The organism is Brevibacterium sp. OS20, assembly GCF_056837565.1.
In genome coordinates this window covers 2,081,855-2,106,446 of record NZ_CM166367.1, presented here as the reverse complement: position 1 = coordinate 2,106,446, position 24,592 = coordinate 2,081,855, and the positions used below count along the sequence as shown (strand labels likewise).

At 65.2% G+C, this 24,592-nt stretch carries 27 protein-coding genes; 19 read left to right on the top strand and 8 right to left on the bottom strand.

Annotation, left to right across the window (positions count from 1 at the left end; all coding sequences use genetic code 11):
* Positions 1 to 46: 46 nt before the first annotated feature.
* Entirely contained in the window at positions 47 to 1,354 is a 1,308-nt protein-coding gene (locus ACVZTU_RS09465; RefSeq protein ID WP_181270506.1) for a M20/M25/M40 family metallo-hydrolase, read from the top strand.
* On the opposite strand, the gene ACVZTU_RS09460 is transcribed toward ACVZTU_RS09465, so the two are convergent.
* On the bottom strand, positions 1,308 to 2,336 hold the full coding sequence (locus tag ACVZTU_RS09460; RefSeq protein WP_482400265.1) for a DMT family transporter: 1,029 nt from the start codon (positions 2,334 to 2,336) through the stop codon (positions 1,308 to 1,310). The genes ACVZTU_RS09465 and ACVZTU_RS09460 overlap by 47 nt on opposite strands.
* Positions 2,337 to 2,340: 4 nt before the next feature.
* A complete protein-coding gene (locus ACVZTU_RS09455; RefSeq protein WP_139467246.1) occupies positions 2,341 to 2,523 on the bottom strand; it encodes a DUF5703 family protein in 183 nt (60 codons plus the stop codon).
* Positions 2,524 to 2,581: 58 nt separating this feature from the next.
* Here ACVZTU_RS09455 and ACVZTU_RS09450 point away from each other — a divergent pair, with 58 nt between their 5' ends.
* Positions 2,582 to 3,295 (top strand): histidine phosphatase family protein, encoded by a 714-nt coding sequence (locus ACVZTU_RS09450; protein ID WP_181270504.1) that lies wholly within the window; start codon positions 2,582 to 2,584, stop codon positions 3,293 to 3,295.
* A gap of 78 nt (positions 3,296 to 3,373) precedes the next feature.
* Here ACVZTU_RS09450 and ACVZTU_RS09445 read toward each other — a convergent pair whose 3' ends face one another.
* Positions 3,374 to 4,210, bottom strand: a complete 837-nt coding sequence (locus ACVZTU_RS09445) for an undecaprenyl-diphosphate phosphatase (protein WP_139467244.1) — start codon at positions 4,208 to 4,210, stop codon at positions 3,374 to 3,376.
* 69 nt (positions 4,211 to 4,279) lie between these two features.
* On the opposite strand from ACVZTU_RS09445, the gene ACVZTU_RS09440 reads away from it, so the two are divergent.
* On the top strand, positions 4,280 to 5,194 hold the full coding sequence (locus ACVZTU_RS09440; RefSeq protein ID WP_172169536.1) for an aldo/keto reductase: 915 nt from the start codon (positions 4,280 to 4,282) through the stop codon (positions 5,192 to 5,194).
* Between the two features lie 29 nt (positions 5,195 to 5,223).
* On the opposite strand, the gene ACVZTU_RS09435 is transcribed toward ACVZTU_RS09440, so the two are convergent.
* Complete coding sequence (locus ACVZTU_RS09435) at positions 5,224 to 5,484, bottom strand: hypothetical protein (protein ID WP_025778383.1); 261 nt, start codon at positions 5,482 to 5,484, stop codon at positions 5,224 to 5,226.
* 57 nt (positions 5,485 to 5,541) lie between these two features.
* Between ACVZTU_RS09435 and ACVZTU_RS09430 the strand changes: the two genes are divergently transcribed.
* The 3 genes from ACVZTU_RS09430 to mshC are packed head-to-tail and all read left to right on the top strand — an operon-like array spanning position 5,542 to position 8,244.
* Positions 5,542 to 6,105 (top strand): DUF3090 family protein, encoded by a 564-nt coding sequence (locus ACVZTU_RS09430; RefSeq protein WP_139467242.1) that lies wholly within the window; start codon positions 5,542 to 5,544, stop codon positions 6,103 to 6,105.
* Between the two features lie 6 nt (positions 6,106 to 6,111).
* Complete coding sequence (locus ACVZTU_RS09425) at positions 6,112 to 6,924, top strand: SCO1664 family protein (RefSeq protein ID WP_139467241.1); 813 nt, start codon at positions 6,112 to 6,114, stop codon at positions 6,922 to 6,924.
* Between the two features lie 60 nt (positions 6,925 to 6,984).
* On the top strand, positions 6,985 to 8,244 hold the full coding sequence (gene mshC, locus ACVZTU_RS09420) for a cysteine--1-D-myo-inosityl 2-amino-2-deoxy-alpha-D-glucopyranoside ligase (protein WP_139467240.1): 1,260 nt from the start codon (positions 6,985 to 6,987) through the stop codon (positions 8,242 to 8,244).
* Between the two features lie 56 nt (positions 8,245 to 8,300).
* Here the strand turns inward: mshC and ACVZTU_RS09415 are convergent, their stop codons facing one another.
* On the bottom strand, positions 8,301 to 9,131 hold the full coding sequence (locus tag ACVZTU_RS09415; protein ID WP_139467239.1) for a PAC2 family protein: 831 nt from the start codon (positions 9,129 to 9,131) through the stop codon (positions 8,301 to 8,303).
* A 22-nt stretch (positions 9,132 to 9,153) separates the two neighbouring features.
* Between ACVZTU_RS09415 and ACVZTU_RS09410 the strand changes: the two genes are divergently transcribed.
* Positions 9,154 to 9,828, top strand: a complete 675-nt coding sequence (locus ACVZTU_RS09410; RefSeq protein ID WP_139467238.1) for an HAD family hydrolase — start codon at positions 9,154 to 9,156, stop codon at positions 9,826 to 9,828.
* A 3-nt stretch (positions 9,829 to 9,831) separates the two neighbouring features.
* On the opposite strand, the gene ACVZTU_RS09405 is transcribed toward ACVZTU_RS09410, so the two are convergent.
* Positions 9,832 to 10,641, bottom strand: coding sequence for a RecB family exonuclease (locus ACVZTU_RS09405; protein WP_139467237.1), 810 nt, complete (start codon positions 10,639 to 10,641; stop codon positions 9,832 to 9,834).
* Between the two features lie 127 nt (positions 10,642 to 10,768).
* On the opposite strand from ACVZTU_RS09405, the gene ACVZTU_RS09400 reads away from it, so the two are divergent.
* Genes ACVZTU_RS09400 through arc form a run of 3 tightly spaced genes read left to right on the top strand, consistent with a single transcriptional unit; the run spans position 10,769 to position 14,697 of the window.
* Positions 10,769 to 11,929: a site-2 protease family protein gene (locus tag ACVZTU_RS09400; RefSeq protein ID WP_139467236.1), complete on the top strand. Its 1,161-nt coding sequence runs from the start codon at positions 10,769 to 10,771 to the stop codon at positions 11,927 to 11,929.
* 45 nt (positions 11,930 to 11,974) lie between these two features.
* Entirely contained in the window at positions 11,975 to 13,048 is a 1,074-nt protein-coding gene (locus ACVZTU_RS09395; protein WP_139467235.1) for a tRNA (adenine-N1)-methyltransferase, read from the top strand.
* Complete coding sequence (arc, locus tag ACVZTU_RS09390; protein ID WP_139467234.1) at positions 13,045 to 14,697, top strand: proteasome ATPase; 1,653 nt, start codon at positions 13,045 to 13,047, stop codon at positions 14,695 to 14,697. Before ACVZTU_RS09395 ends, arc begins: the two co-directional genes overlap by 4 nt.
* Before the next feature lie 102 nt (positions 14,698 to 14,799).
* On the opposite strand, the gene ACVZTU_RS09385 is transcribed toward arc, so the two are convergent.
* Positions 14,800 to 15,204 carry a DUF3054 domain-containing protein gene (locus ACVZTU_RS09385; RefSeq protein ID WP_139467233.1) on the bottom strand — a complete coding sequence of 135 codons (405 nt, stop codon included), beginning with the start codon at positions 15,202 to 15,204 and terminating at the stop codon, positions 14,800 to 14,802.
* Positions 15,205 to 15,236: 32 nt separating this feature from the next.
* On the opposite strand from ACVZTU_RS09385, the gene dop reads away from it, so the two are divergent.
* From dop to ACVZTU_RS09350, 7 genes are all read left to right on the top strand, one after another.
* Entirely contained in the window at positions 15,237 to 16,766 is a 1,530-nt protein-coding gene (gene dop / locus ACVZTU_RS09380; RefSeq protein WP_181270502.1) for a depupylase/deamidase Dop, read from the top strand.
* An 11-nt stretch (positions 16,767 to 16,777) separates the two neighbouring features.
* Positions 16,778 to 16,969, top strand: coding sequence for a ubiquitin-like protein Pup (locus tag ACVZTU_RS09375; RefSeq protein ID WP_025778371.1), 192 nt, complete (start codon positions 16,778 to 16,780; stop codon positions 16,967 to 16,969).
* 1 nt (position 16,970) lies between these two features.
* On the top strand, positions 16,971 to 17,768 hold the full coding sequence (prcB, locus tag ACVZTU_RS09370; RefSeq protein ID WP_139467231.1) for a proteasome subunit beta: 798 nt from the start codon (positions 16,971 to 16,973) through the stop codon (positions 17,766 to 17,768).
* 34 nt (positions 17,769 to 17,802) lie between these two features.
* On the top strand, positions 17,803 to 18,492 hold the full coding sequence (gene prcA, locus ACVZTU_RS09365; protein WP_181270501.1) for a proteasome subunit alpha: 690 nt from the start codon (positions 17,803 to 17,805) through the stop codon (positions 18,490 to 18,492).
* A complete protein-coding gene (gene pafA, locus ACVZTU_RS09360; protein ID WP_482400264.1) occupies positions 18,493 to 19,896 on the top strand; it encodes a Pup--protein ligase in 1,404 nt (467 codons plus the stop codon).
* A gap of 64 nt (positions 19,897 to 19,960) precedes the next feature.
* Positions 19,961 to 20,917 (top strand): FKBP-type peptidyl-prolyl cis-trans isomerase, encoded by a 957-nt coding sequence (locus ACVZTU_RS09355; RefSeq protein WP_229663925.1) that lies wholly within the window; start codon positions 19,961 to 19,963, stop codon positions 20,915 to 20,917.
* 42 nt (positions 20,918 to 20,959) lie between these two features.
* Entirely contained in the window at positions 20,960 to 21,334 is a 375-nt protein-coding gene (locus tag ACVZTU_RS09350) for an FKBP-type peptidyl-prolyl cis-trans isomerase (RefSeq protein ID WP_025778366.1), read from the top strand.
* A 139-nt stretch (positions 21,335 to 21,473) separates the two neighbouring features.
* On the opposite strand, the gene ACVZTU_RS09345 is transcribed toward ACVZTU_RS09350, so the two are convergent.
* Entirely contained in the window at positions 21,474 to 22,607 is a 1,134-nt protein-coding gene (locus ACVZTU_RS09345; RefSeq protein ID WP_139467228.1) for a DUF3866 family protein, read from the bottom strand.
* Between the two features lie 40 nt (positions 22,608 to 22,647).
* Here ACVZTU_RS09345 and ACVZTU_RS09340 point away from each other — a divergent pair, with 40 nt between their 5' ends.
* A complete protein-coding gene (locus ACVZTU_RS09340; RefSeq protein WP_229663924.1) occupies positions 22,648 to 23,670 on the top strand; it encodes a helix-turn-helix transcriptional regulator in 1,023 nt (340 codons plus the stop codon).
* The gene (locus ACVZTU_RS09335; protein ID WP_139467227.1) at positions 23,654 to 24,541 is read left to right on the top strand and encodes a WYL domain-containing transcriptional regulator; all 888 of its coding nucleotides are present in this window, start codon (positions 23,654 to 23,656) and stop codon (positions 24,539 to 24,541) included. Before ACVZTU_RS09340 ends, ACVZTU_RS09335 begins: the two co-directional genes overlap by 17 nt.
* Positions 24,542 to 24,592 lie beyond the last annotated feature (51 nt).

The window sequence follows — 24,592 nt, the reverse complement described above, 5'->3', positions numbered from 1 at the left end:
GATCACAGCACTGCCGCGTGATCGAACCACCATCGAGGGGAGTCCCGTGTTTGATTTCAGCACCGCAGAGGACGAAGTCACCGAACTGTGCCGTCAGCTCATCCGCATCGACACACAGAACTGGGGCGGGAACAAAGCCAACCCGGAGCTGCCGGCCGCCGAACTCATCGCGTCCTGGCTCTCCGAGGTTGACCTGAAGTCCGAAATCGTCGAATCCTCCCCGGGCCGGGCCAATCTCGTCGCTCGTGTGAAAGGCTCCGATCCGGAGGCTCCGGCACTCGTCGTCCACGGCCACACCGACGTCGTTCCGGCGGCCGCGGAGGACTGGAGCGTCGACCCCTTCGAAGGAGTCGTCAAAGACGGTCTGCTGTGGGGCCGCGGAGCGGTGGACATGAAGAACATGGACGCGATGATCGTCGCGTCCGTCCGTGCCATGCTCCGTCAGGGACTCACTCCGCGTCGGGACCTCGTGATCGCGTTCTTCGCCGACGAGGAGGCCGGAGGAAACTACGGTGCCCGCCATATGGTGCGCAACCGTCCCGAGCTGTTCTCGGGAGCCACCGAGGCGATCTCGGAGGTCGGCGGCTACTCCGTCGACGTCCGCGGCCAGCGGATCTACCTCATCCAGACGGCAGAGAAGGGGCTGGCCTGGCTCAACCTCGTCGCTCACGGCACCGCCGGACACGGATCTCAGCGAAACGACGACAACCCCGTCACGCGGCTCGCCGCCGCGATCACCCGGATCGGCAACCACCCGTGGCCGCAGGAGATCCCCCGGGCCACAAGGAAGCTCCTCGAAGGCGTCTCGGAGCTCACGGGAATCGAGTTCACGGCAGAGACGATTCCGCAGCTGCTCGCCGAGCTGGGTTCGGTCGAGAAGTTCGTGGCACCGACCCTGCAGAACACCTCCAACCCGTCGTTCCTCGAAGCCGGATACAAACACAACGTCATTCCCGGCACCGCGACCGCCTACGTCGACTGTCGCACTCTGCCGGGACAGCACGAGGACGTCATGCTCAAGATCAAGGAACTCGCGGGGGAGGGGATCGACATCACCGCCGAGGACGAAGGCGAGGCGCTCGAGTCGCCGTTCGACACTCCGCTGGTCGCGCAGATGCAGAAGAGCCTGCTCGCCGACGACCCGAGCGCGAACGTCCTGCCCTATACGCTCTCCGGAGGCACGGACAACAAGTCGATGGCCGAGCTCGGAATCACCGGCTACGGCTTCGCTCCGCTCCAGCTGACCGGCGACCTCGACTTCCCGGCCATGTTCCACGGCGTCGACGAGAGGGTGCCGATCTCGGCGCTCAAGTTCGGGACGCGGGTCCTCGGCGACTTCCTGATGAAGGCCTGACCGCTGATTTGGGCCTGACCGCTGAAGTTGAAGGCCCGACCGGCACCGGCAGAATCGTCACGACGATACCGATGAGCACTCCGATGGCGCTGAGCACCGTGGTCAGCGTGACATCGGAGCCGGGAATCGGCAGCAGCACATCGAGGGCCAATGCCCCGACGAGGTTGCCGAAGAGCGCGAACAGGCTGAGCAGCAGCACACCCAGCCTGGCTACGGTGACCGTCGTCAGGGCGATGAAGACCACCCCGAAGGCCCCGCCGAGGAGGATCCACCACTGATCCGGCGCGGTCGGGAATTCGCGCCAGGGATGTCCGGTCATGAGCAGGACGAATGTGCCGACGACGAGTGCTGCGAAGCCGACCGTGAAGTTCACCGTCGTCGCGACCACCGCCGATTCGGCAGCAGCCCGGATATGGCCGTTGAACGCCTGCTGCACACTCGTCAGTGCCCCGGAGACGAGCGGGAGCAGGGGAGTCCACAGCGGAATCCCCGACTGCAGGCGGTCACCTGCGGCGAAGGCCAGGGAAGCGAGGACGATGACCACGCCGAGGATGCGCAGGACGCTCAGACGCTGACGGCCGCCCGGCGGCAGCTCGGTGGCATCGACGATGAGCCCACCGGTGACCTGGCCGGAGACGAACGCCATCGTGAACATGGCCACGCCGATCCGCGGAATGGTCGTGGCCTGTGCGATGACGACGAGGCAGCCGCTCAAGCCCCCGAGGAGCATCCACCAGGGCAGCGTACGATCCCGCAGCAGCGCGATGAGACGTCGGCCGGCAGCACGGGATCGGGCCGAGACTGCCAAGGCGATGCCGACACAGAGGAGGCCGACGAAGAATGAGACGAGCGCGGCGAAGACGGCATGTCCGAGCACCTGCCCGAGCAGACCGTTCGCTCGTCCCTGCAGGGACATCGCCGCTCCTGCAGTGATCGTGACGAGGCCGGCAGTGAGAACAGGAACGAGGGAAGGCGATCTCACACCATCAGCTGCTCATCGTCAACGGCATGATCTTCCGGCGCAGCCACACGGTGCGGACTCCGCCGACCGATATGCGGGTGCGGGCGAGCTCCCATTGGCCGTATTCCGCCTGGTCGTTGAGTTCCTGCAGGCTGACCGACCGCGGCACATCACGAGAGAACGAGACCTTGCGGAACTCGTATGTCATACGTGGACGCTGACGTTTCATAGCCTCACCCTAGACGATCTGGGCTAATCTTGAGAGTATGCCCGTCATCGTTCTGCTGCGGCACGGCCTCTCCAGCGCCAACGTCTCCGGAATCCTGGCCGGACGCGCACCCGGCGTGTCCCTCACCGATGAGGGAACCCGGGCACTGCGGGCCAACCTCGAACTGCTGCCGCATCGGCACTTCACCCAGCTGCTGCATTCGCCCCTGCAGCGCTGCGAACAGACCGCATCGATCGCAGCCGAAACAGCTGACTTCGATCGCATCGACGTCGACGAGGCCGTCATCGAGCTCGACTACGGCGAATGGACGGGCCGGCCACTCAAGGAACTGGGCCAGGAGCCCCTGTGGGCGACCGTAGTGAAGTCGGCGTCGCAGGCCAGGTTCCCCGGAGGGGAATCCATCACCGAGGCGGCCGAACGTTCCACAGCCCGAGTCCGTGATCTCGTGGCCCAGCTGCGTAAGGACGAACGTGCCGATGCCGAAGCACGGCCCGATGCAGTGCCCACGGACGGTACCGAGAAATCGGCGCCGCCTCGGTGGGCGATGATCGTCTCCCATGGAGACATCATCAAGGCGATCATCGCCGACGCCCTGGGGATGCCGCTGGACGATTTCCAACGGCTGAGCGTCGCTCCCGGATCGTTCACGGTCATCGACTTCTCCGGTGACAGGCCGGTGCTCGCGGCGATGTCGGTGACCGCCGCCGGACTCGCCCAATCGGCCGCCGTCGGCGGCGGCGGAATGCGCTGATCCCGGCACTCAGGAGCGAATGCCGGGATCAGATGATGCTGGAGTGTCGGACGACAGCCCGAAATGAAACGCGCGGGCTCAGACTGCTGCGAGGACTCCGGTGCCGAGCAGGATGTAGAGGACGATGCCCAGGGCCACGCGGTACCAGACGAAGATGGCGAAGGACTTCGTCTCCACGTACTTGAGGAACCAGTGGATGACGACGAGACCGAGAGCGAACGAAATCACTGTGGCGAGGATCGTCGGTCCCCAGCCGAGAACCATGGCTTCACTCCGACCGAGCGTCTGCGCCACACCGTAGAGACCGGAACCGACGACGGCGGGAATGGCGAGCAGGAACGAGTAGCGAGCCGCCGCTGGACGATCGAAGCCCATGAAACGGCCGGCCATGATCGTGCCGCCCGAGCGTGACACGCCGGGAATGACGGCGAGCGCCTGCGCGAAGCCGAACAGGATGCCCTGACCCCAGTTCATGTCCTCGAGGGTGCGTTCGCGTTTCCCGGCCCAGTCGGCGATGCCGATGATGAGACCGAAGACGATGAGCATCGTCGCGGTGATCCAGAGGCTGCGCAGTGCACCCTCGATGTAGTCCTGGAAGAGCAGGCCGATGATGACGATGGGAATCGAACCGACGATGATCAGCCAACCCAGGCGCACCTCGGGGTCCCTGCGATCATGCTTGCCGACGAGTGCCTTGCACCATTTGGAGATGATTGTGACGATATCGCGCCAGAAGTAGACGACGACGGCCGCCTCGGTGCCGATCTGGATGATGGCGGTGAAGAACGCGCCCGGATCCGAACCGGGCAGCATAAGTTCGCCGACGATGCGCACATGCGCCGAGGAGGAGATCGGGAGGAACTCGGTGAGTGCCTGCACGATTCCGAGCACGGCAGCGACCAGCCAGTCGTACATACGACTCCTTGAGAATATGAGGTGGGAACGAAACCACGGTAGTCGCAGCATCGGGTAACCTCAAGAAGCATGAAGCACCAACGCCTCGGCACTACCGGTCTGGACGTCAGCGATGTGGGTCTCGGAACCTTCGAGTGGGGGCATCGGGTCGATGACCAGGTCGCCCAGCGCCTCGTCGATGAGTACAAAGACGCAGGTGGCAACCTCATCGAGCTGCCCAGCTCGGCTACGATCTCCGCCGAGGTGCTCGGACGGCTGAGACTTCCCGAAGAGATTCTGCTGCTGGCCCGGGTGGGCGTGTCCATCAGTGAACCCGGCCACATCGAGGCCGGACTCGGGCGCTCGAGAATCCTCAGCCAAGTCGATTCCCTGCTGCGCACAGTCGGTCGCGACCACCTCGACGTGCTCGTCCTCGACGTCTTCGATGCCGAGGTCGACCGTGCCGAGACCGCATCGGCGGTCGAGACCCTGCTCACTCTCGGGAAGATCCGCTACGTGGGCGTGTCCCACCACACCGGTTGGCAGCTGGCGGAGATGCGCGGGGCCGGGATTCCGGTCGCGTGTGTCGTCGCAGAATACTCGCTGCTCAACCGCGAGGCCGAGGCAGAGCTCGTTCCGGCCGCCGACTATGCGGGAGTCTCACTCATCGCCGGAGCGGGACTGGGGCGCGGAGTGCTCACCGACAAGTACCGGAACGCGACTCCCCAGGATTCGCGGTTGGCGGGGGAGCTGAGCGAATACGCCGGTGCCTACCTCGACGAGCGGTCGAACCGTGTGCTTGCCGGCGTCCGTCGTGCCGCGACCGCTCTGGGCGTGTCGACATTGGACATCGCCCTGGCGTTCAACCGACAGCACGGTATCGCGAGCACCCTGGTCTCGCCGCGCACTTCGGCACAGCTGGCCGAGGTCACCGCCAGCGAGGTCGAACTGGCGGATGAGATCGCCGAAGTGCTCGACCAGATCTCCTGGGGTCCGTCGGACTAGAGCGGCAGGTCCGACGCTCTGTCAGGCCCTCAGTCGTCCTCGTCGTCATCGTCGAGGAGGAACTCGTCATCGTCCTTGGCATCCTCGACGTCATCGAAGAGTTCGAATGGAGTGACTTCGTCGAACGCGGTGTAGATCGCGTCTTCGTAGATTTCGAAGGCATCGGCCAAAGCCATATAAGCGGCTTCGACTCGGGGGTCTTGGTCACCATTGCGGTGCGCGGATGCAGCGTAGTGCTCTCTCACTGCTTCGAGGAATGCGTCCAGGGCCTCACGAGGATCAGTGCTCATGACTCAAATGTATCCCAGGCCGGACCGTCATGTAAGTCTTTGAACTAGGCTGAAGACATGGCAGCTCTGTACGACCACCCCACACCCGATCGTTTCGTCGTCGGCACAATCGGACTCCCCGGTGAGAGGACGTTCCTCCTCCAGGCGAAGTCCGGCAACGCGCTGACGACCGTGGTCGTCGAGAAGGAGCAGGTCGAGATCCTCTCCGACCGGATCACCGAACTGCTCGATATGGTGATGATCAAGGATCCGGCCGCGCGGGTGCCGCAGACGGCGCTCGACGATCTCATCGACAACGCCGGGCTCAACGTGCCCATCGAACCGGAGTTCCGCGTCGGCACGATGAGCCTGGGCTGGGACACCGTCAAGCACGAACTCGTCATCGAATGCTTCGAACTCACCGAGGCGGACGCCCAGGCCGGAACCTCCGCCGACCCCGATGACGACGAAGTCGAACGCGAAGTCCTGCGCATCGTCCTCGGCGCCGCCGCCGCCCGAGAATTCGCCCGCCGCGGAGAACAGGTCGTCAGCGCCGGACGCGGAGACTGCCCGTTCTGCTCCCTCCCGCTCGAACCCGACGGCCATCTGTGTCCCCGGGCCAACGGGATCCCGCGCGCCTGAACCGTGATGGACCACGGGATTCTCCTCGACGCACTGGCTGCGGGGGAGTGGACGGAGATGGGATCGATCCCACGCGCCAGCAACGACACCCGACTGCTCGTGCTCGAACACGAGGGCCGGGCGATCAAGGCCGTCTACAAACCCATCTCGGGCGAACGGCCCCTGCACGATTTCCCGGCACAGACACTGGCCCTGCGCGAGGTGGCGGCGTATCGACTCTCCGCCGCACTCGACCTGGGGGTCGTTCCGCCGACGGTTCTGCGCGATGATCTGCCCGCCGGCCGCGGATCCCTGCAGGCCTATGTCGAAGCCTCCGACGATGACGAAGCCGTGACCCTGTCGACGGTCAACGCGATCCCCGTCGATCACACACCGATCTTCGCTCTGCGCACCGAGGACGGACGCGACCTCGTACTCTCCCATTCCGTCGACGAGAGCCTGCGTTCCATTGCCTTCTTCGACCTGCTCGCGAACAACGCCGACCGCAAAGCCGGTCATGTCATCACCGGCAGCTGCCTGCCGAGCACCGCCGCGGCCGACATCGGCGTCTTCGGCATCGACAACGGACTGACCTTCCACAATGAGGAGAAGCTGCGCACCGTTCTGTGGGGTTTCTCTCGCACCTCGTTCTGCGCCGAAGAGATCGATGCGCTTCAGGAAGTCACCGCCATGGACGAGAGGCTGCGGACGCAGCTGAGCGACTGCCTGTCGGCAGACGAGATCGAGGCTCTGAAAGACAGGGCCGACCGGCTTCTCGCCGCCGAGTTCTTCCCCGACGCACCGGACGATCGCACCGCAATTCCCTGGCCGCCGATCTGAAACCGGCATCACTTCGCCTCGGAAGTGCCGAACGCCTGCCTCTCGGTTAGGCTGGGTGCCGTGAAGTCATGGCCCGAACCTCAACTGCCCCGTCTGACCAGCACCGGCAAGGTGCCTACGGTTTTTGATACGAGCACACGCAGCCCGCGCAGGCTGCGCGGATCCAAGCAGACCGCTCGACTCTACGTCTGCGGCATCACCCCCTACGATGCGACGCACCTCGGGCACGCCTCCACCTATGTGGCCTTCGACCTGCTCAACCGGATCTGGCGTGATGCGGGACTCGAGGTCGAGTACGCACAGAACACCACTGACGTCGACGATCCGCTGCTGGAGAGGGCCGACGCCACGGGAGTCGACTGGCGCGAACTCGCCTCGTCGCAGATCGATCTCTTCCGAGAGGATATGGAAGCCCTGCGGGTGATCCCGCCGGCGAACTTCATCGGCGTCGTCGAATCCGTCGACGAGATCGCCGCCGGCGTCCGCGATCTCGTGGACAAGGGGGCCGCCTACACTCTCGACAGCGGTGACGTCTACTACCGTGTGTCGACGCAGATCACCCCACCGTTCGGCACAGTCAGCCATGACGACGCCGAGACCATGGCAGCGCTCTCGGCCGAACGCGGCGGTGACCCCGAGACTCCGGGCAAGGAGAATCCCATCGATCCGCTGCTGTGGCGGGCCGAACGCGAAGGCGAACCGTCCTGGGACGGAGGCACACTGGGCCAGGGACGACCGGGCTGGCATGTCGAATGCACTGTCATCGCCGATCGGTATCTCGGCTTCCCCGTCGACGTGCAGGGAGGCGGCAGCGACCTCATCTTCCCTCACCATGAGATGAGTGCCGCCCATGCTGCTGCCTGGCGGGACACACCCATGGCGAAGACCTATATGCACACCGGAATGGTGGGCCTCGACGGCGAGAAGATGAGCAAGTCCAAGGGCAACCTCGTCCTCGTCTCGAAGCTGCGCGAGCGCGGAGTCGACCCCATGGCCATTCGCACCGTGATCCTGTCCAACCACTACCGCAGCGACTGGAGCTTCACCGAGGAGCAGCTGTCCATCGCAGAAGCACGCCTGCAGGCATGGAAGCATGCGGCCAAATGCGAATCAGAATGTCGCCAGGGTCTGCGCGAGCACATCATCGGCCTGCTGCGCGAAGCACTCACCGATGACCTCGACAGCCCGCGGGCTCTCGGGATCCTCGACGAATGGGCCGAACACTATGCGGACTCCGATCCGTCGGAGACAGCGGCCATCACCGGCGACCGAGTTGCCGACGCCGTCGATGCCCTCCTGGGCATCCGCCTGCTCGACTGATATCGCTCGACTAACAGCTCTCGGCGTTCACCGCCTGACCACCGGGAGTCGGCGATTCACTTATCGCGGCCGCGTTTGCGCAGATAGCGTTCGAACTCGGCCGCGATGGCGTCTCCGCTGGCTTCGGGCAGCTCCGTCGAATCGTTCTGCTTCTCCAGCGCTTGAACGAGCTCTGCCAGCCGGGGATTGAAGGAGACGAGTTCATCGGCGCCGAGCTCCCATGCCCGGCTCTCCTCCTCGAGCACGTGGATGTCGATTTCGATGCCGGCATAGCGTTCGACTGCCTTCGCCAACGCGAGTTCGGCTTTCGGCGACGGCGACTCGGCCAGATAGTCCGGTACTCCCACCCACAGGTTGACGGCGCGGACTCCGCGCCACCGGCAGGCGACGCCGAGGAGACCGAGAATGCCGATGGGGCCCTCATAGCCGTTGGCGTCGATGCCGAGCTCGGACGCAAGCTCTGCGTCCTCCGTATTGGCCACCACCGGCAGCGGACGCGTATGCGGAACCTCGGCATGGAGACCGCCGAGGAGGATGACGGCATCGTCATCGCCGACGTGGGTGAGGACGAGGGAGAGGAACTCCCGCCATTTCAATCCCGGTTCGTGACCGTGGATGACCGTGATCGACTGCTCGCCGAGGCGACCTCGGTGGACCGCGATGCCCGGCCAGGCGATCGACGCCGTCCCGTCCTCGTCGCGGATGATCTCGGGTTCGGAGAAGCGGAATTCGTAGAACCCATCGGTGTCGAGGATCTCGGAGTCGTCCAGGTGCCAGACCTCGATGAGATCCTTGACCAGCGAACTCGCCGCTTCGGAAGCATCGGCATCCTGACCTTCGAAGGCGATGAAGACGAGTGCCCCGGACCCGGATGGAAGAATACTCATGGTTCCAGACTACGCTGGGCGTATGACGAACCATGCATCAGCCGACCCTGCCGCCGTCCTGTGGGACATGGACGGAACCCTCGTCGACACCGAACCGTATTGGATCCGCGCAGAGACCGAACTCATGAACGCCCACGGGCTGTCCTGGTCGGAAGAGCAGGGGCTCGAATTCGTCGGAAACGAGCTGATCGTCTCCGCCCGAATGATGCGTGAGGCCGGGCTCGACCTGCCCGCCGAGGAGATCGTCGAGACCCTGATGGGCAACGTCATCGGACAGATCCGAGAGTCCGTGCCTTTCCGCCCCGGTGCGCTGGAGCTGCTGGCCGAACTGAAGACCGAAGGCATTCCGAGCGTCATGGTCACGATGTCGTACCGCCCGCTGGCCGAGGCAGTCATCGCCAGCTGTCCGCCCGACAGCTTCGCCGGTCTCGTCTCCGGCGATGAGGTGACCGCCGGCAAACCGGATCCCGAGCCCTACCTGCGTGGGGCTGCGCTGCTCGACCTCGCCCCTGCCGACTGTGTGGCACTGGAGGATTCGAAGCCGGGTCTGGCCAGTGCCGAGGCGGCCGGCACCATTGCGATCGGGATCCCGCATTTCATCGACCTCGAACCCCGTCCGGGTCGAACCCTATGGGAGACCCTCGAAGGCCGCAGTGTCGCCGACCTGCGACGACTCCGTGCGCAGCAGAGCGCCTGAGCTCTACGCTCCCACGATCTTCGTGATCTCCGGAGTCGGGGGAGCGGTGTTGCCCCACGCCGGGCACAGCGGCTTGAAGGTGCACCAGTTGCACAGCGGTGACTTCTTCGGCCGCCACCGGTCCGACTCGGCCGAGGCGATGATGTCCTTCCAGATGGCATCGATCTCGAACTGGGTCTGTTCGACCTCCGCCATCGTCGGATGAGACTTCAGCACGCTGCGCGAACCCAGGTACATCAGCTGCAGGGTGTGGACGAGCTCGCCGGAGAGTCGGTAGACGACGAGAGCGTAGAAGCCCATCTGGAACTTGGCTTCTCGTCCGTACTGAGGTTTCGGCTGCTTGCCCGTCTTGTAGTCGACGAGGCGCCGCTCCCCACCCGGGGCGACGTCGACGCGGTCGATGAACCCGCGCAGCTCGAGACCGCTGTCCAGTGTGGTGCGGACGAACTTCTCCGTCTCCTCCGGTTCGAGATGCTCGGGATACTCGAGCACGAAGTAGGAATCGATGAGCCGACGCGCCGATGTGAAGAACGTCTCCTTCTCCGATTCGCCCTCGAAGATCTCGAGCACATCCGGGTCCTTCTCGACGAGCTCGTCCCACGCCGGCATGAGCATCGTCTGCGCGAGCTCCGCCGTGCGCTCGGCCGCCGGTGCGGTGAACAGCTTCTCGAGCACCGCATGGACCACCGTGCCGCGGAACGCCGCCTGCGAAGGCGGCTCCGGCAGCTTGTCGATGCTGCGGAAACGGAACTTCAGAGGGCATTGGATGAAGTCATTGGCCCGGGAGGGCGACAAACTGGTGAGCTCGGCCATAACTCCACTGTAACGACCTGCACGGACACGACGTGGCGACCAGCGATGAGTGCGTCGTCGCTGTTAGGCTGAGTAACCGACCCTCAGTGGTCCGCTGACCACGACATCGACCGGAGGAACCCCTTCAATGGCCGCGAAAAACCACCACCCCGGTGCGTCATCGGGTCTGCGCCTGGGCACTGTCCTCGGCGCTCCGGTGATTCTGGCGTGGTCGTGGTTCCTCGCCGCCATCGTGATCACCATCCTCTTCACCCCGTGGCTCAACCAGGTCCGACCGGATCTGGGGATCGGGGCCTGGTTCGTCGCCTTCGCCTATGCGGTGCTCCTCTTCGCGTCCGTGTTCCTCCACGAACTCGCGCACGGCGTCGCCGGCCAGTTCTACGGACAGAAGGTCGCCGCGATCGAGCTGAACATCTGGGGAGGGTTCACCCGCTTCGAGCCCCAGATGGACAACCCGCGCGACAAAGCGGCGATGACGAGCTTCGTCATCTCCATCGTCGGCCCCATCGTCAACATCGTCCTGGCCCTGCTGGGATGGTGGTGTCTCAGCGCCGCCAGCCCCACCTCGGTGCCGTGGCTGCTGCTCATCGCCGTCACCTTCGCCAACGTCGCCCTCGGTGCGATCAACCTGCTGCCGGGCATTCCGCTCGACGGCGGCTGGGCGCTGCAGGCGATCATGTGGCGCATCACCGGTTCGCAGTTCCTCGGCACGATCGTGGCCAGCTGGGTCGGCCGGATCATCGCCGTCGGCTTCATCGGCTGGTCGGTCATCACCCCGCTGCTCCGCGGTGATCGGCCGGAACCGCTGACCGTGGCCTGGATGTCGCTCATTGCGATCATGCTGTGGTTCTCCGCCGGAGATGCCGCCACCCACGCTAAGCGGGCCCGGAAGATGGAGACCTACGACCTCTCCCAGGTCATCCAGCCCGCGATCGCCGCCACCTGGGATGCCGACCTGGCCGACACCCTCGACTATGCGAACACGCTCGGGAACGCGAAGGAGCGCACCCTCATCGTCGTCCTCGACCAGAAGGGGCTGCCGTACGGTCTCGTCGACCGGCACGCCGCAGCCGGTCGCCTCGCCGAAACCCTCGAAGCGGTTCCCGCCGGCGAGGTCGCCCGCCCTCTGGCCGGGTGGATCGGAGTGCCGAAGGACATCACGGCCCCGCACCTGCTCGAATCGCTCACCCACCGCCCCAAGGCGCAGTTCAGCCTGGTCATGGACGGCAACACCCTGGTCGGAGTCATCGACCTGCAGGAATTCTTCGACGAACTCCTGGCAGCCTGAGCCGGTTGTGTGAGGCAATCCTCACCAGCGTAGAGTGGACTCATCATGACTCAGCCACTGCATTCCCTGCCCCCGCGCGTTCTGAGCCGCGGAGAGAAGGTCCAGCTCACCGACCCCAAGGGGCGGATGCACACCTTCGTGCTCGCCCCGGGTGAGCACTTCCACACGAACAAGGGCCTCATCAGCCACGACGACATCATCGGGCGCACAGAAGGAATCATCGTCGCGAACACCGGGGGAGTCGACTTCCAGGTCTTCCGCCCGCGCTACGAGGACTTCGTGCTCTCCATGCCCCGCGGCGCCGCAGTCGTCTACCCGAAGGATTCGGGACTCATCGTCACCCTCGGCGATATCTTCCCCGGCGCCACCGTCGTCGAAGCCGGCGTCGGATCCGGAGCCCTGTCGATGGCGCTGCTGCGCGCCGTGGGCGCGACGGGATCCGTGCACTCGTTCGAACTGCGTGAGGAATTCGCCACGATCGCGGCCGGAAACATCGCCGACTTCTTCGACGGCGAACCGGACAACTGGTCCGTCACCGTGGGCGACCTCGCCGAAACTCTGCCGCAGACCTTCGGGCCCGGCAGCGTCGACCGCGTCGTCCTCGACATGCTCACCCCCTGGAACACGCTCGAGGCCGTCAGCGAAGCCCTGACACCCGGGGGAATCGTCATCGCGTATGTCGCCACTGTCCCGCAGCTCTCACGCTTCGTCGAAGCCCTGCGCGCTTCCGGCAAGTTCGCCGAACCCGAGTCCATGGAGGCCATGGTCCGCGGCTGGCACGTCGACGGACTCGCCGTCCGGCCCGACCACCGGATGATCGCCCACACCGGGTTCCTCATCATGGCCCGCCGAATGGCCGACGGCATCAGTCCGCTGGAGAAGAAGAAACGCCCCCAGGGAGCCACCGCGGCCGCCGAGGATGTGGCGGCGTGGACGGAGCCCGAAGTCACCGAGGCGGCGATCGGCACCCGCACCGCGCACGGCAAGAAGCTGCGCCGGGTGATGCGAGAGGCCGGCAGACGCCTGCGCACCGAGCCCGAGGACTCCGCAGATGCGCAGCCCACAGATGTCACAGAAAGCCCGACCAGCAACAGCACAGGGCCGAAGGAGGATCGATGACAGAGACCACGACCGAGGTGAAGAAGCTGCGCGAGGACACCGCGTCCCTGCGCCAGCAGCTCTACACAGCGGGCAAACGCAATGAAGCACTGTCGAAGACTCTGCGCACGGCCCGTGATGAGCTGAACCGGATCAAGGAAGAGGCTCGGCGCCTGACCGAGCCGCCGAACAACTGGGGCACGCTCATCGCGCTCGGCGAGAACGCAGTGACGGCCGATGTCATCGTCGGCGGACGACGCATGCGCGTGGCCGTCGCCCCCGAAATCGAACCCGAGACGCTGCGAGCCGGAGCCGATGTGCTCCTGTCCGAAGGCCTCGTCATCATCGGCACCGGCGAGTTCCCACCCGTGGGATCGGTCGTCAACGTCCGTGAGTTCGTCGACTCCCAGCGCATCCTCGTCGGAGCTCCCGGCGATGACGAGCAGGTCTTCACCCTCGCCGCCGGCCTCGTCGACGCAGGACTGCGCGTCGGCGATGCCGTCATCGTCGACACCCGGACCCATTACGCGCTGCAGGTCGTCGAGAAGCCCGAGGTCTCCTCGCTGCTGCTCGAAGAAGTCCCCGACATCACCTACCAGGACATCGGCGGACTGGCCGACCAGATCGAACAGATCAAGGATGCCGTCGAACTGCCCTTCGAACATCCCGAGCTCTACACCGAACACGGACTCAAACCGCCCAAGGGCATCCTGCTCTACGGCCCTCCCGGCTGCGGAAAGACGCTCATCGCAAAGGCCGTGGCGAACTCCCTGGCCGACCGCACCGGAAAGGTCCGCACGAGCAAGACCTACTTCCTCAACATCAAAGGTCCGGAGCTGCTCGACAAGTACGTCGGCGAAACCGAACGTCAGCTGCGCCTGATCTTCGCCCGGGCACGCGAGAAGGCGTCGGCCGGCTTCCCCGTCGTGGTGTTCTTCGACGAGATGGAATCACTGTTCCGCACCCGCGGCACCGGCAAGTCGTCGGACGTGGAGACGACGATCGTGCCGCAGCTGCTCACCGAGATTGACGGAGTCGAACAGCTCGACAACGTCATCGTCATCGGTGCGTCGAACCGCGAAGACCTCATCGACCCCGCGATCCTGCGCCCCGGCCGGCTTGATGTGAAGATCCGCATCGAACGCCCCGACGCCGAAGCGGCCCGAGACATCTTCGAGAAGTACCTCACCGCGGAGCTGCCCCTGCATTCGAGCGTGCTCGCCGGCCACGACACCCCCGCCGAGGCGGTCTCGGCACTCATCGACAGCTGTGTCGAACGGATGTTCGCAGAGACTCCGGAGAACGAATTCGTCGAGGTCAGCTACGCCGACGGGTCGAAGGAAATCCTCCACTTCTCGGCCTTCGCCTCCGGCGCGATGATCCACAACATCGTCGACCGTGCGAAGAAGGCGGCAATCAAATCGCTGCTCGACACCGGCGAGCGCGGCCTGCGCCCCGGCCACTTCGAGGATGCGATCGCCGAAGAGTTCAGCGAACACGAAGACCTGCCGAACACGACGAACCCCGACGAATGGGCACGGATCTCCGGGCGCAAGGGTGAACGGGTCACTCATCTGCGGATGATGCACCTCGACACGACCAGGGGAGCCCCGACAGTGCCGTACGAGACCGACATCGCCGAGGTGCGGCCCAACTCGGACCTCGTCTGAGAAGGGTCCGGTAAGAACGACGAGCCCGCCGCTTCCGTCAGCTGACGGAAGCGGCGGGCTCGTCTCGTTACCGGCCGTGCACAGTGCCGAAGGGGAAGATGCTCAACGGCTGCGCTTGCGGCGGCCCGAACCCCCGGAGACGGCCGTGGCGATGAGACGCCAACCGACCAGAGTGATGAGGTTGAGCGACGTCGCGACGATCATAAAGCTCACCGGCACCGACCCCGGATCGCCGCCGGCTCCGGTGACACCGCGCAGGACGAGTCCGACGAGGACGGTGATAGCCCAGACCCCGGTTCCCGTGGCCAACGGAGCGATCGGCCGATCCCAGACGGCCGTGAGCAGCCAGGCGATGACGAGGGCTGCGACGAACGGCCACGCTGTGGTCATCAGCCCCTGCGGATCGAAATTGTGAGAATGTGTGTAATGACCGACGATCGTGAACAGAACCACGAGGATGAGGTCGACGATCAGTGCGATGGGGAGATGAGATTTCTTCGTTGCCACGTCCCCGAGTCTAGACCTTGGAGGAGAATCAGATGCTCAGAGTCAGGCGCGTCATGGGAGCCGAGACGGAGTTCGGCCTCAGCCAGCCGGGCAATCCGCGAGCGAACCCGATGCGGGACTCGGCGCGTGTCGTCGACGCCTATGCCGGGCCGCGCGGACTGAAGTCGTCCCAGAACTTCTGGGACTTCGCCACCGAGTCTCCATTGGCCGACGCCCGCGGCTTCTTCATGAACATCGCCGACGCCGACTCCTCGCAGCTGACCCATATCCCGCAGGACGACGTCGAAGCCCAGTACCTGGCGAACGTCGTCACGGAGAACGGTGCCCGCTACTACGTCGACCACGCTCATCCCGAGTACTCGTCCCCGGAAGTCCTCACTCCACGCGATATCGTCACCTTCGACCGGGCCGGCGACCTCGTCGCCCTCGAATCGGTGCGGACCCTCGAGAAGAGCGCGGAACCGGTCAATCTGTACAAGAACAACACGGACTCCAAGGGAGCCTCCTACGGCACCCATGAGAATTACCTCGTCGACCGGTCCACGGACTTCGACGACATCGTCGCGGGCCTCGTCCCGTTCTTCGTCACCCGGCAGATCCTGTGCGGATCCGGACGGGTCGGCATCGGTCGCGAAGGCGAGGGCAAGGGCTTCCAGATCTCGTCCCGCGCCGACTTCTTCGAAGCCGAAGTGGGGCTCGAGACCACCCTGCGCCGTCCCATCGTCAACACCCGGGACGAACCACATGCCGATCCCGCGAAATACCGCCGGCTGCACGTGATCATCGGCGACGCCACCCTGGCGGAGCCTGCGACGTTCGTCCGCTTCGGTTCGACCTCCCTCGTCCTCGGACTCATCGAGGCCGGGCTGGCACCGCAGATCGAACTCGCCGATGCCCTGCAGGCACTGTGGGACGTCAGCCACGACCTCGACCTCAGGGCTCCGCTGGCGCTGAGCGACGGTACGACGACAACGGCATTGGAGATTCAAGAAGCCTTCTACTCCGCGTGCCTCGAACACGCCGATGCCGAGGATGCCGAAACTGCCGAGGTGCTCGCCGAATGGCGCCGATTCCTCGATGGGCTCTCGACCGACCCGACGACCCTGGCCGACTCCATCGACTGGGTCGCCAAATGGGTGCTGCTCGAGAGCTACCGTTCTCGTGAGGGAATCGACTGGGACCATCCGAAGCTGGCCCTCATCGACGTCCAGTACCACGATGTGCGCCCGGAGAAGGGACTGTTCCACAAGCTCGAACGAGCCGGCCGCATCCGTCGGATGACCACCGACGCCGAGGTCGAAGCCGCCGTGGTCAACGCACCCGACGGGACCCGCGCGTTCCTGCGCTCCGTGGCGGTCAGCCGCCTCGGCGAGGATCTGGTCGCCGCCAGCTGGGACTCGCTCGTGGTCAACGCGGGAGCCCTCGGTGTGGTGCGTCTGCCCATGCACGAACCGCTCAAAGGCACCCGTGAGCTGCTTGCCGATCGGGTGAAGGGAATCGAAACCGCCGAGGGCCTGCTCAAGGCACTCGGAGTGGATAGACTGAGTTCGAAGAACGACTGAAGGAGTGTGAGATGAGCTCGCAGGAACAGGTCCAGAGAGACAAATCGTCCGGTGGGGGAGACGCCCCCGTCGATCCGCCGGAGGCCGTGCAGGGACAGATCAACACTCAGAACGTCGATTCCATCCTCGACGAGATCGACGGTGTGCTCGAGTCGAACGCGGAGGAGTTCGTCAAGAACTTCGTGCAGAAGGGCGGCCAATGAGATGGCAGGATTCCCTCCTGCATTCTTGAGTTCGACGAGCAATTCGTTCGTCGAACTCGCCCGCTCCTCGGCGCCTGAAGCGCTGCCGCACCCCGGTGTGCGGGATCTGGCCGAACAGTCCCCGGAGGGCACGACGATCATCTGCTTCCGCACCGCCTCGGGCATCCTCATGGCCGGTGACCGGAGAGCGACGATCGGCAACCTCATCGCCTCGCACTCGATGGAGAAGGTCAAAGCCGCCGACGACTACTCCGTCATCGGCATCGCCGGCACCGCCGGGGTCGCACTCGACCTCATCCGGCTCTTCCAACTCGAACTCGAACACTACGAGAAGATCGAAGGCGCCCGTCTCTCGCTCAACGGCAAAGCCAACCGCTTGGCTGCGATGCTGCGCGGAAACCTCGGGCTGGCGATGCAGGGACTCACCGTCGTCCCGCTGTTCGCCGGAGTCGACGTATCCAGACCGCAGGGTCAGATCTTCAGCTTCGACGTCACCGGCGGAAAGTACGAAGAGCACCGATTCCATTCCATCGGCTCCGGTTCCGGTTTCGCCCGCGGGGCGCTGAAGAAGCTGTGGCGGGCCGACCTCGACCACGAGCAGGCGATTGGGGTTGCCGTCGAAGCCCTCTTCGACGCCTCCGACGACGACTCGGCGACGGGCGGACCGGATTTCGTCCGGCAGATCGCCCCGACGATCTTCACCGTCGACCTCGAGAACGGGGTCACCGAGGTCGATTCGGCCTCCGTCTTGGACACCGCCACCGAGGTCGTCGCCCGCCGCACGGCCACCGCCCGGTGATGACTGCGGCACCGTTACCGCGAAAGGACCGTCGATGAGTCAGGCACCGTTCTACGTCTCACCCGAACAGCTGATGAAGGACCGGGCCGACTTCGCCCGCAAGGGCATCGCCCGCGGCCGATCCGTCGTCGTCATGCGCTTCGACACAGGCATCCTGCTGCTGGCGGAGAACCCGTCACCGACGCTGCACAAGATCGCTGAGATCTACGACCGCATCGGCTTCGCCGCCGTCGGCAAGTACAACGAATTCGAGACCCTGCGCCAAGCCGGAGTCCGCTACGCCGACCTGCGCGGATACTCCTACGACCGCACCGACGTCACCGCTCGCGGACTGACGAACGCGTACGCACAGACGCTGGCCGGCGTCTTCACCACCGAGTCGAAGCCGTTCGAGGTCGAACTCGTCGTCGCCGAACTCGGACTCACACCGGAGACCGACCAGCTCTATCGGCTCAGCTACGACGGATCCGTCATCGACGAGACCGAACATGTGGCCATCGGCGGTCAGGCCGATGCGATCACGGCATCCCTGGCCGGGGTGCGCAGCTCACAGATGACTCTGCGCGAAGTATTCAACCACGGTGTGACCGCACTGGGAGCCGCGACCCAGGCGATCCTGGCCACCGACGCACTCGAGGCAGCCGTCCTCGACCGCACGACGACGAAGCAGCGGACCTTCCGCCGCCTCGACGACGCGGCGATGAGCGAACTGCGGGAGGACTGAATGGCACGCATCTACGGGCTCGAAACCGAATACGGACTCGCCCACACCGCCGACCCCGACGAACGTCGCATCGGCCCCGAGGAGATCGCCCGGTATCTCTTCCGTCCTGTCGTCGAATGGGGCCGGTCGTCGAACGTGTTCCTGCCCAACGGGTCGCGCCTCTACCTCGACGTCGGATCCCATCCGGAGTATGCGACCGCCGAATGCGATGATCTCGGGGACCTGCTCTCCCAGGACCGAGCCGGCGAAGGTCTGATGATCGACCTGCTGGACAAGGCCCAAACCGCGCTAGAAGTCGATGGCATCGGCGGACGCGTGCACATGGTCAAGAACAATACGGACGCGGCAGGCAACTCCTACGGGTCCCACGAGAACTTCCTCATCCGCCGTACCCTCGACTTCAACCGGCTGACCACGGTCCTGCTGCCCTTCCTCGTCTCGCGTCAGCTGCTCGTCGGTGCCGGAGCCGTGATCCCGCGCCGTTCGGCCTTCACCCCCGATGAGGAAGCCGACCGCTCGGAGATGATGTTCGGCCTCTCAGCTCGGTCCGACGTCATGTGGGAAGGACTGTCATCGGCGACGACACGGTCGCGTCCGATCATCAACGCCCGCGACGAACCGCACGCCGATGCGGAGAAGTACCGGCGGCTGCACGTCATCGTCGGTGATTCCTCGATGTCGACGGCCACCTCGGCGCTGAAGATCGGATCCGCAGTCCTCATGCTCGACCTCATCGAACAGGGCGCACGGATCCCGGAGAACGGGCTGCGCCACCCGGTGCGCGATATCAGGCTCGTCGCCCGTGATCTCACGGGACGGGTCGTGCTCGAACGCACCGACGGAACCACGACGACTCCGCTGGGACTGCTCGGCGACTACCGGGATCGGGCACAGCGGATCGTGGAGTCCGGGGAGCACAGCCTCGGCGATGATGATCTGGCCCACTACGTCATCGACCTGTGGACGCGGATGCTCACCGCCGTCGAATCGCAGGACTTCTCGACCGTGGACACGGAGATCGACTGGGTGATGAAACGCACCCTCATCGAACGGTCGCTGCAGCGCGGAATCACGGATATCGCCGATCCGCGCATCCACCGACTCGACATCGCCTTCCACGACATCACGCCCGCGACGGGGCTGTTTCCCAAGCTCGAGGCCGCGGGAATGGCGAAGAGTCTCGTCCCCGCCGAGGCAGCCGAACGATCGAAGGACGTACCGCCAGCGAGCACACGGGCGGCGATCCGCGGCGAATTCGTCCGCGCAGCCCATGCGGCCCGTCGCGACTACACCGTCGACTGGGTGCACCTGCGCCTCAACGACGAATCCGGTCGAGCCGTCGCACTCAAGGACCCGTTCGCCACGACTCACCCGCAGGCGGAAACACTCATCGCGGGCCTGTAAGATCGCCCTGTGATTCGGTCGAGCCCCTACCCGGGCGCGGCCTCGGCGTGACGAAAGGAAACCAGTGCGCACCAAAGTGCTCAGCGCCATCGCGGCGGGCCTGTTGCTGCTCTCGGCCTGCGGGCAGGGTGATGAGTCAGAGGACTCGACCACGCCTCCGCCGTCGGTGGCCGCTCAGGACGCGAAGTCGACCAGCCTCGACGACATCACCGTCGACGGCAAGATGGGGAAGAAGCCCAAGGTCAGCTTCGAAGCACCGCTGGTCATGGACAAGACCGAGAAGAAGGTGCTCAAAGAGGGCACCGGCGACAAGGTCGCCGACGGCGAGCAGGTCACGGCACAGATGACGCTGGTCTCCGGGACGACCGGCAAGACCGTCGAATCCAGCTACGATTCGGACTCCGCCGCCGGATTCCCCATGGACAAGTCCCAGATCTCCGAAGACCTCTACAACGCACTCATCGACGTCAAGGTCGGTTCCCGCGTGATGATGTCGCTCAACGGCAGCGCCCAGCAGGGGGAGGCGTCGCAGACGCTCGTCTACGTCATCGACATCGAGGACACGAAGAAGCCGCTGACTCGCGCCGAGGGGAAGAAGGCCGATCAGTCGGACAACCCTGTGACCGTGAAGTGGGGCGACGACGGCGCCCCATCGATCTCGAAGCCGAAGGGCAAGAAGCCGACCGAGCTCGAGTCGTACACGACGATCGAAGGCAAAGGCGACGAGGTCAAGAAGGGCCAGAGCGTCGCCGTGAAGTACTCCGGCTGGCTCTGGGACGACACATCGAAGACCTTCGACTCGAACTGGAAGAAGGACGGACAGCCCTTCGTCGTCGCCCCGGTCGGCGAGGCCCAGGTCATCGACGGCTGGAACGAGGGGCTCGTCGGCAAGAAGGTCGGCGACCAGGTCGTCCTCGTCGTCCCGCCGGACAAGGGGTATGGCAAACAGGGCAGCGAACCGTCCATCCCAGGTGATGCGACCCTGATCTTCGTCGTCGACATCCTCTCGGCCCAGGGCTGAGAACGTCCGATATCTCAACAGAACCGACACCAGGAGGAACACATGAGCAAGCAGAAGCCCGAAGTCGATTTCCCCGGCGGGGACGCCCCGACCGAGCTCATCATCACCGATGATGTGATCGGCACCGGCGCCGAGGCGGGACCCGGCGACACCGTGAGCGTGCACTACGTCGGAGTCGCCCATTCCACGGGCGAGGAATTCGACGCCTCGTACAACCGCGGCACCCCGCTGGAGTTCCGCCTCGGATCCGGAATGGTCATCTCCGGCTGGGACCAGGGCATCCAGGGCATGAAGGTCGGCGGACGCCGCACCCTGCAGATCCCACCGCACCTGGCGTACGGCGATCAGGGCGCAGGCGGAGTCATCCAACCCGGAGAGTCGCTGATCTTCGTCTGCGACCTCGAGAACGTGCGCTGAGACTCAGCCGGATCATCAGCACACGCTGATCCTGACTGAGGCGGCTGTGGCCGGGTTCTTCGGAACCCGGCCACATCTGTCTTCGCCGACGCGGAGGGGGATTCTGAGGAGATCAGGCGCTGACCTGTGTTCGACGCGGTCAGCGGCGCGCGAGCCCGGCGGCGCAGCGTCCAGCGGCGGCCGCTGCGAGGAACGACGCAGCATCGGCGGGCAGCTTCCTGCCCATTGTCGACAGACCCACAGGTGAGGTGCGCAGCGCTTCCCACAGCCCCATCAGATCGATGTCGACGAGATCATGCTTCCGGAGTCGATGCAGCTGCTCGGCCACAGTTTCGGCGACGACACCGGGATCCGGGTCCATCTCGGCTCGTTCCGCCTCGGTGAGGGTGGAGAAATCGGGCACCGGTACGGTCATCCCCGGTCGTGCGATCTCACTCAAGGGCGTCAGCGAATGATGGGAGATACCGAAATGGCGGCCGCGGGCATCGGCGTTCGACATCCGCAGCAGACCGATCGGATGCCCGCCGAGCAGAGCGGCGGCATTGAGGTGCTCTCCGGTGACCAGTCCCGAATAGCCGTACTTCGTGCCGGTGCCCAGGTTCCCTGGCCCCTGAGCGACGATGGTGATATCGGCACCCATCACGTGTTTGGCCGCGAGCAGTCCCGTGTGGATGGTCACCGCTTCGAGATCTCCGCCCCAGGCCTGACCTGTGCTGATCACGCCCTGAAGCCAGCCGGCGTCCTTGAGTCCGGCGACGGCCTGAGAGAACGGGGCCGGCAGAGCCGCACCATCACTGAGCACATAAGCCACCGACAACGACGGGTCGACGGCGCGAATGCCGGCAAGTACCGCGGGCAGAGCCGAATGCAGATCGGCCACGACCACCGGCATGCCACCGAGGCTGTCCGCCTCGGCGAGGGTGGAATGATGCTGCGACTCCTGATCGTCGACGCCGAGGACCATCGTCTGCAACGGCGAATAGCGGTCCTTGACCAGATGACCGGGGCCGTCCGGGGGATCTGCCGGCAGCGCATCGGGTAGGGCGACGATGAGACCGAAGCCACCGGTGCCCAGGCGCTTCGCAAGAGCCGAGACATTGACGATGACGGTGTCCCGGTTCTGCGGTTGCCCGACGGCATCGGTGTAGGCGACCGCTCGGATGGATCTCACATCGGTGCCGGGCACGGCCTCGTCCAGTTCGACCTCGACCTCTGTGTATCCTGGCCGGGTGGAGCGAATCGCTGCGACGATTCCTTTGCGCCAATGAATCATGGTCCCAAGACTATCGCCCGGCTTAGGTTACGGTGGAATCGTGAATACACCCCGCACCAGCAGACAGAGACAGCAGACCGAACGTCTGATGAATCTGCTGATCGCCCTGCGCGCTTCCCGCGGCTGGGTGTCGCGCAAGACGCTGATGAGCGCCATCGACGGCTATTCCGGACTCGACGAGGTCGCCTTCGATCGCAAATTCTCTCGCGACAAAGAGCTGCTGCGGCACATGGGCATCACCATCGCCACCCGGGCCGAACACGATGCCTATGGCGATGCGGGGGAGACGGGGTATCGGATCTCCACCGCCGACTATGCGATGGGCGACGTCGATCTCACCCCCGCCGAGGTGGCTGCCGTGACCGTGGCCGCCGCGTTCTGGGCGGAGACCGAACTCGGGGAGTCCTCGGCTCAGGCGCTGACGAAGCTGCGTGCTCTCGGCATCGACCTCGGCCAGTCCGCCGCCGGACCGGGAAGCGTCGACCCGGGCACCGCCGCGCACCGGCTGGCCAGCGCGAACTTCGCCACGGCCCTTCACCACATCAACGCCCGCGAAGCCGTCGGCTTCCGCTACCACAAACCCGGCCAGAGCGTGAGGAAAGTGCGTCTGGAACCCTATGCGCTGCTCAGCCGCGGTGACCGCGTCTACCTCTTCGGCTTCGATCTCGATCGCGAAGCTCGCCGCACCTTCCGGCTCTCCCGTGTTGAGGGAGGGATCGCGAAGCTCAGCGGCCGTGAACCCGGCGACTATGAGATTCCCGAGGACTTCTCCCCGCAGCTGGCGCTGCAGTCGAGTTCCGAGATGGCCGTCGTCGCCGAGGCGACGCTGCGCATCCGTGCGCACCGGGCCGATCCGCTGCGCCGTCGACAGATCCGCAGCGACGGAGACGACGTGATCATCGGGTATTCCGATGTCGAGGGCCTCGCCGCTGAGATCGTCGGCTTCGGGGACGCCGTCGACGTGGTCGATCCGCCCGACCTCGTGCGTGCCGTCGACCGCCGACGCGAAACGATTCGGGACTCGCTCAACCGCTTGGGAGGCACCAGTGTCCTCAGCGCGTGAACGCCTCACCCGGCTGCTCAGCCTCGTGCCCTACCTCGACGCGCATCCGGGAGCGGACCTCGAAGAGACCGCCGCCTATTTCGGCATCGACTCCGACACCCTCATCGACGATCTGCAGCTGCTCTTCGTCACAGGTCGACCCGGACATATGCCCGATGATCTCATCGACGCCTCCTGGGAAGGCGGGCAGATATTCATCTCCAACGCCGAAGAGGTCTCCGTGCCCGTGCGGCTCAGCGCCGAGGAAGCCGGCGTCCTCGTGCTCGCGCTCGATATGCTCTCTTCCCTGCCCGGACTCGATTCCGAAGCCGTGGCCACAGCAGCATCCAAACTGCGTGTGGCGGCAGGAGAGAACCTGCGCACCGCCGTCGACGTCAGCCCCATCGATGCCGACGAAGAGCTGCTGACCGCACTGCGACAGGCTGTCGAAGAAGGCACGGCGATGAGCATCGACTACTACGTCGGCTCCCGCGACGAACTCACGACCCGGACCATCGCCCCGACCCGGCTCGTACCTGGTGCTGACTGGTACGTCGATGCCTGGTGCTACTCGGCCGGAGCACCCCGCCGCTTCGCCCTGGGGCGCATCCGTTCCTGGGAACCGGCAGCGCATCCGCCGATGTCGGTCAGTGAGTCGACGACGAGCTCTTACGAAGTCACCCTCGGTCTCGGGGCCGCGGGAGCATGGCTGGCAGATGAACTCGACGTGACGAATCGCGAGTACCTCGACGGCGGTGACACGAGCGTACGCATCCGCCTGCTCGTGCATTCGGTGGATTGGCTCAGCCGGTTCCTGCTCTGCCATGCCGATGTCATCACCGAGATCGACGACACCGAAGCCGTTGCGGCCGCCCTGCGCAGGCTCGGCTGAGACGAAGACCGCGCCCGGATGTGGATGAAAGGCTCAGCCGCAGCGCGTAGA

What these genes read in the sequence shown, in the direction of transcription:
- ACVZTU_RS09455 (WP_139467246.1), bottom strand. Translation starts at nt 2,523, where the DNA reads ATGACATACGAGTTCCGCAAGGTCTCGTTCTCTCGTGATGTGCCGCGG.
- ACVZTU_RS09450 (WP_181270504.1), top strand. Translation starts at nt 2,582, where the DNA reads ATGCCCGTCATCGTTCTGCTGCGGCACGGCCTCTCCAGCGCCAACGTC.
- ACVZTU_RS09445 (WP_139467244.1), bottom strand. Translation starts at nt 4,210, where the DNA reads ATGTACGACTGGCTGGTCGCTGCCGTGCTCGGAATCGTGCAGGCACTC.
- ACVZTU_RS09440 (WP_172169536.1), top strand. Translation starts at nt 4,280, where the DNA reads ATGAAGCACCAACGCCTCGGCACTACCGGTCTGGACGTCAGCGATGTG.
- ACVZTU_RS09435 (WP_025778383.1), bottom strand. Translation starts at nt 5,484, where the DNA reads ATGAGCACTGATCCTCGTGAGGCCCTGGACGCATTCCTCGAAGCAGTG.
- ACVZTU_RS09430 (WP_139467242.1), top strand. Translation starts at nt 5,542, where the DNA reads ATGGCAGCTCTGTACGACCACCCCACACCCGATCGTTTCGTCGTCGGC.
- ACVZTU_RS09425 (WP_139467241.1), top strand. Translation starts at nt 6,112, where the DNA reads ATGGACCACGGGATTCTCCTCGACGCACTGGCTGCGGGGGAGTGGACG.
- ACVZTU_RS09415 (WP_139467239.1), bottom strand. Translation starts at nt 9,131, where the DNA reads ATGAGTATTCTTCCATCCGGGTCCGGGGCACTCGTCTTCATCGCCTTC.
- ACVZTU_RS09410 (WP_139467238.1), top strand. Translation starts at nt 9,154, where the DNA reads ATGACGAACCATGCATCAGCCGACCCTGCCGCCGTCCTGTGGGACATG.
- ACVZTU_RS09405 (WP_139467237.1), bottom strand. Translation starts at nt 10,641, where the DNA reads ATGGCCGAGCTCACCAGTTTGTCGCCCTCCCGGGCCAATGACTTCATC.
- ACVZTU_RS09400 (WP_139467236.1), top strand. Translation starts at nt 10,769, where the DNA reads ATGGCCGCGAAAAACCACCACCCCGGTGCGTCATCGGGTCTGCGCCTG.
- ACVZTU_RS09395 (WP_139467235.1), top strand. Translation starts at nt 11,975, where the DNA reads ATGACTCAGCCACTGCATTCCCTGCCCCCGCGCGTTCTGAGCCGCGGA.
- arc (WP_139467234.1), top strand. Translation starts at nt 13,045, where the DNA reads ATGACAGAGACCACGACCGAGGTGAAGAAGCTGCGCGAGGACACCGCG.
- dop (WP_181270502.1), top strand. Translation starts at nt 15,237, where the DNA reads ATGCTCAGAGTCAGGCGCGTCATGGGAGCCGAGACGGAGTTCGGCCTC.
- ACVZTU_RS09375 (WP_025778371.1), top strand. Translation starts at nt 16,778, where the DNA reads ATGAGCTCGCAGGAACAGGTCCAGAGAGACAAATCGTCCGGTGGGGGA.
- prcB (WP_139467231.1), top strand. Translation starts at nt 16,971, where the DNA reads ATGGCAGGATTCCCTCCTGCATTCTTGAGTTCGACGAGCAATTCGTTC.
- prcA (WP_181270501.1), top strand. Translation starts at nt 17,803, where the DNA reads ATGAGTCAGGCACCGTTCTACGTCTCACCCGAACAGCTGATGAAGGAC.
- pafA (WP_482400264.1), top strand. Translation starts at nt 18,493, where the DNA reads ATGGCACGCATCTACGGGCTCGAAACCGAATACGGACTCGCCCACACC.
- ACVZTU_RS09350 (WP_025778366.1), top strand. Translation starts at nt 20,960, where the DNA reads ATGAGCAAGCAGAAGCCCGAAGTCGATTTCCCCGGCGGGGACGCCCCG.
- ACVZTU_RS09345 (WP_139467228.1), bottom strand. Translation starts at nt 22,607, where the DNA reads ATGATTCATTGGCGCAAAGGAATCGTCGCAGCGATTCGCTCCACCCGG.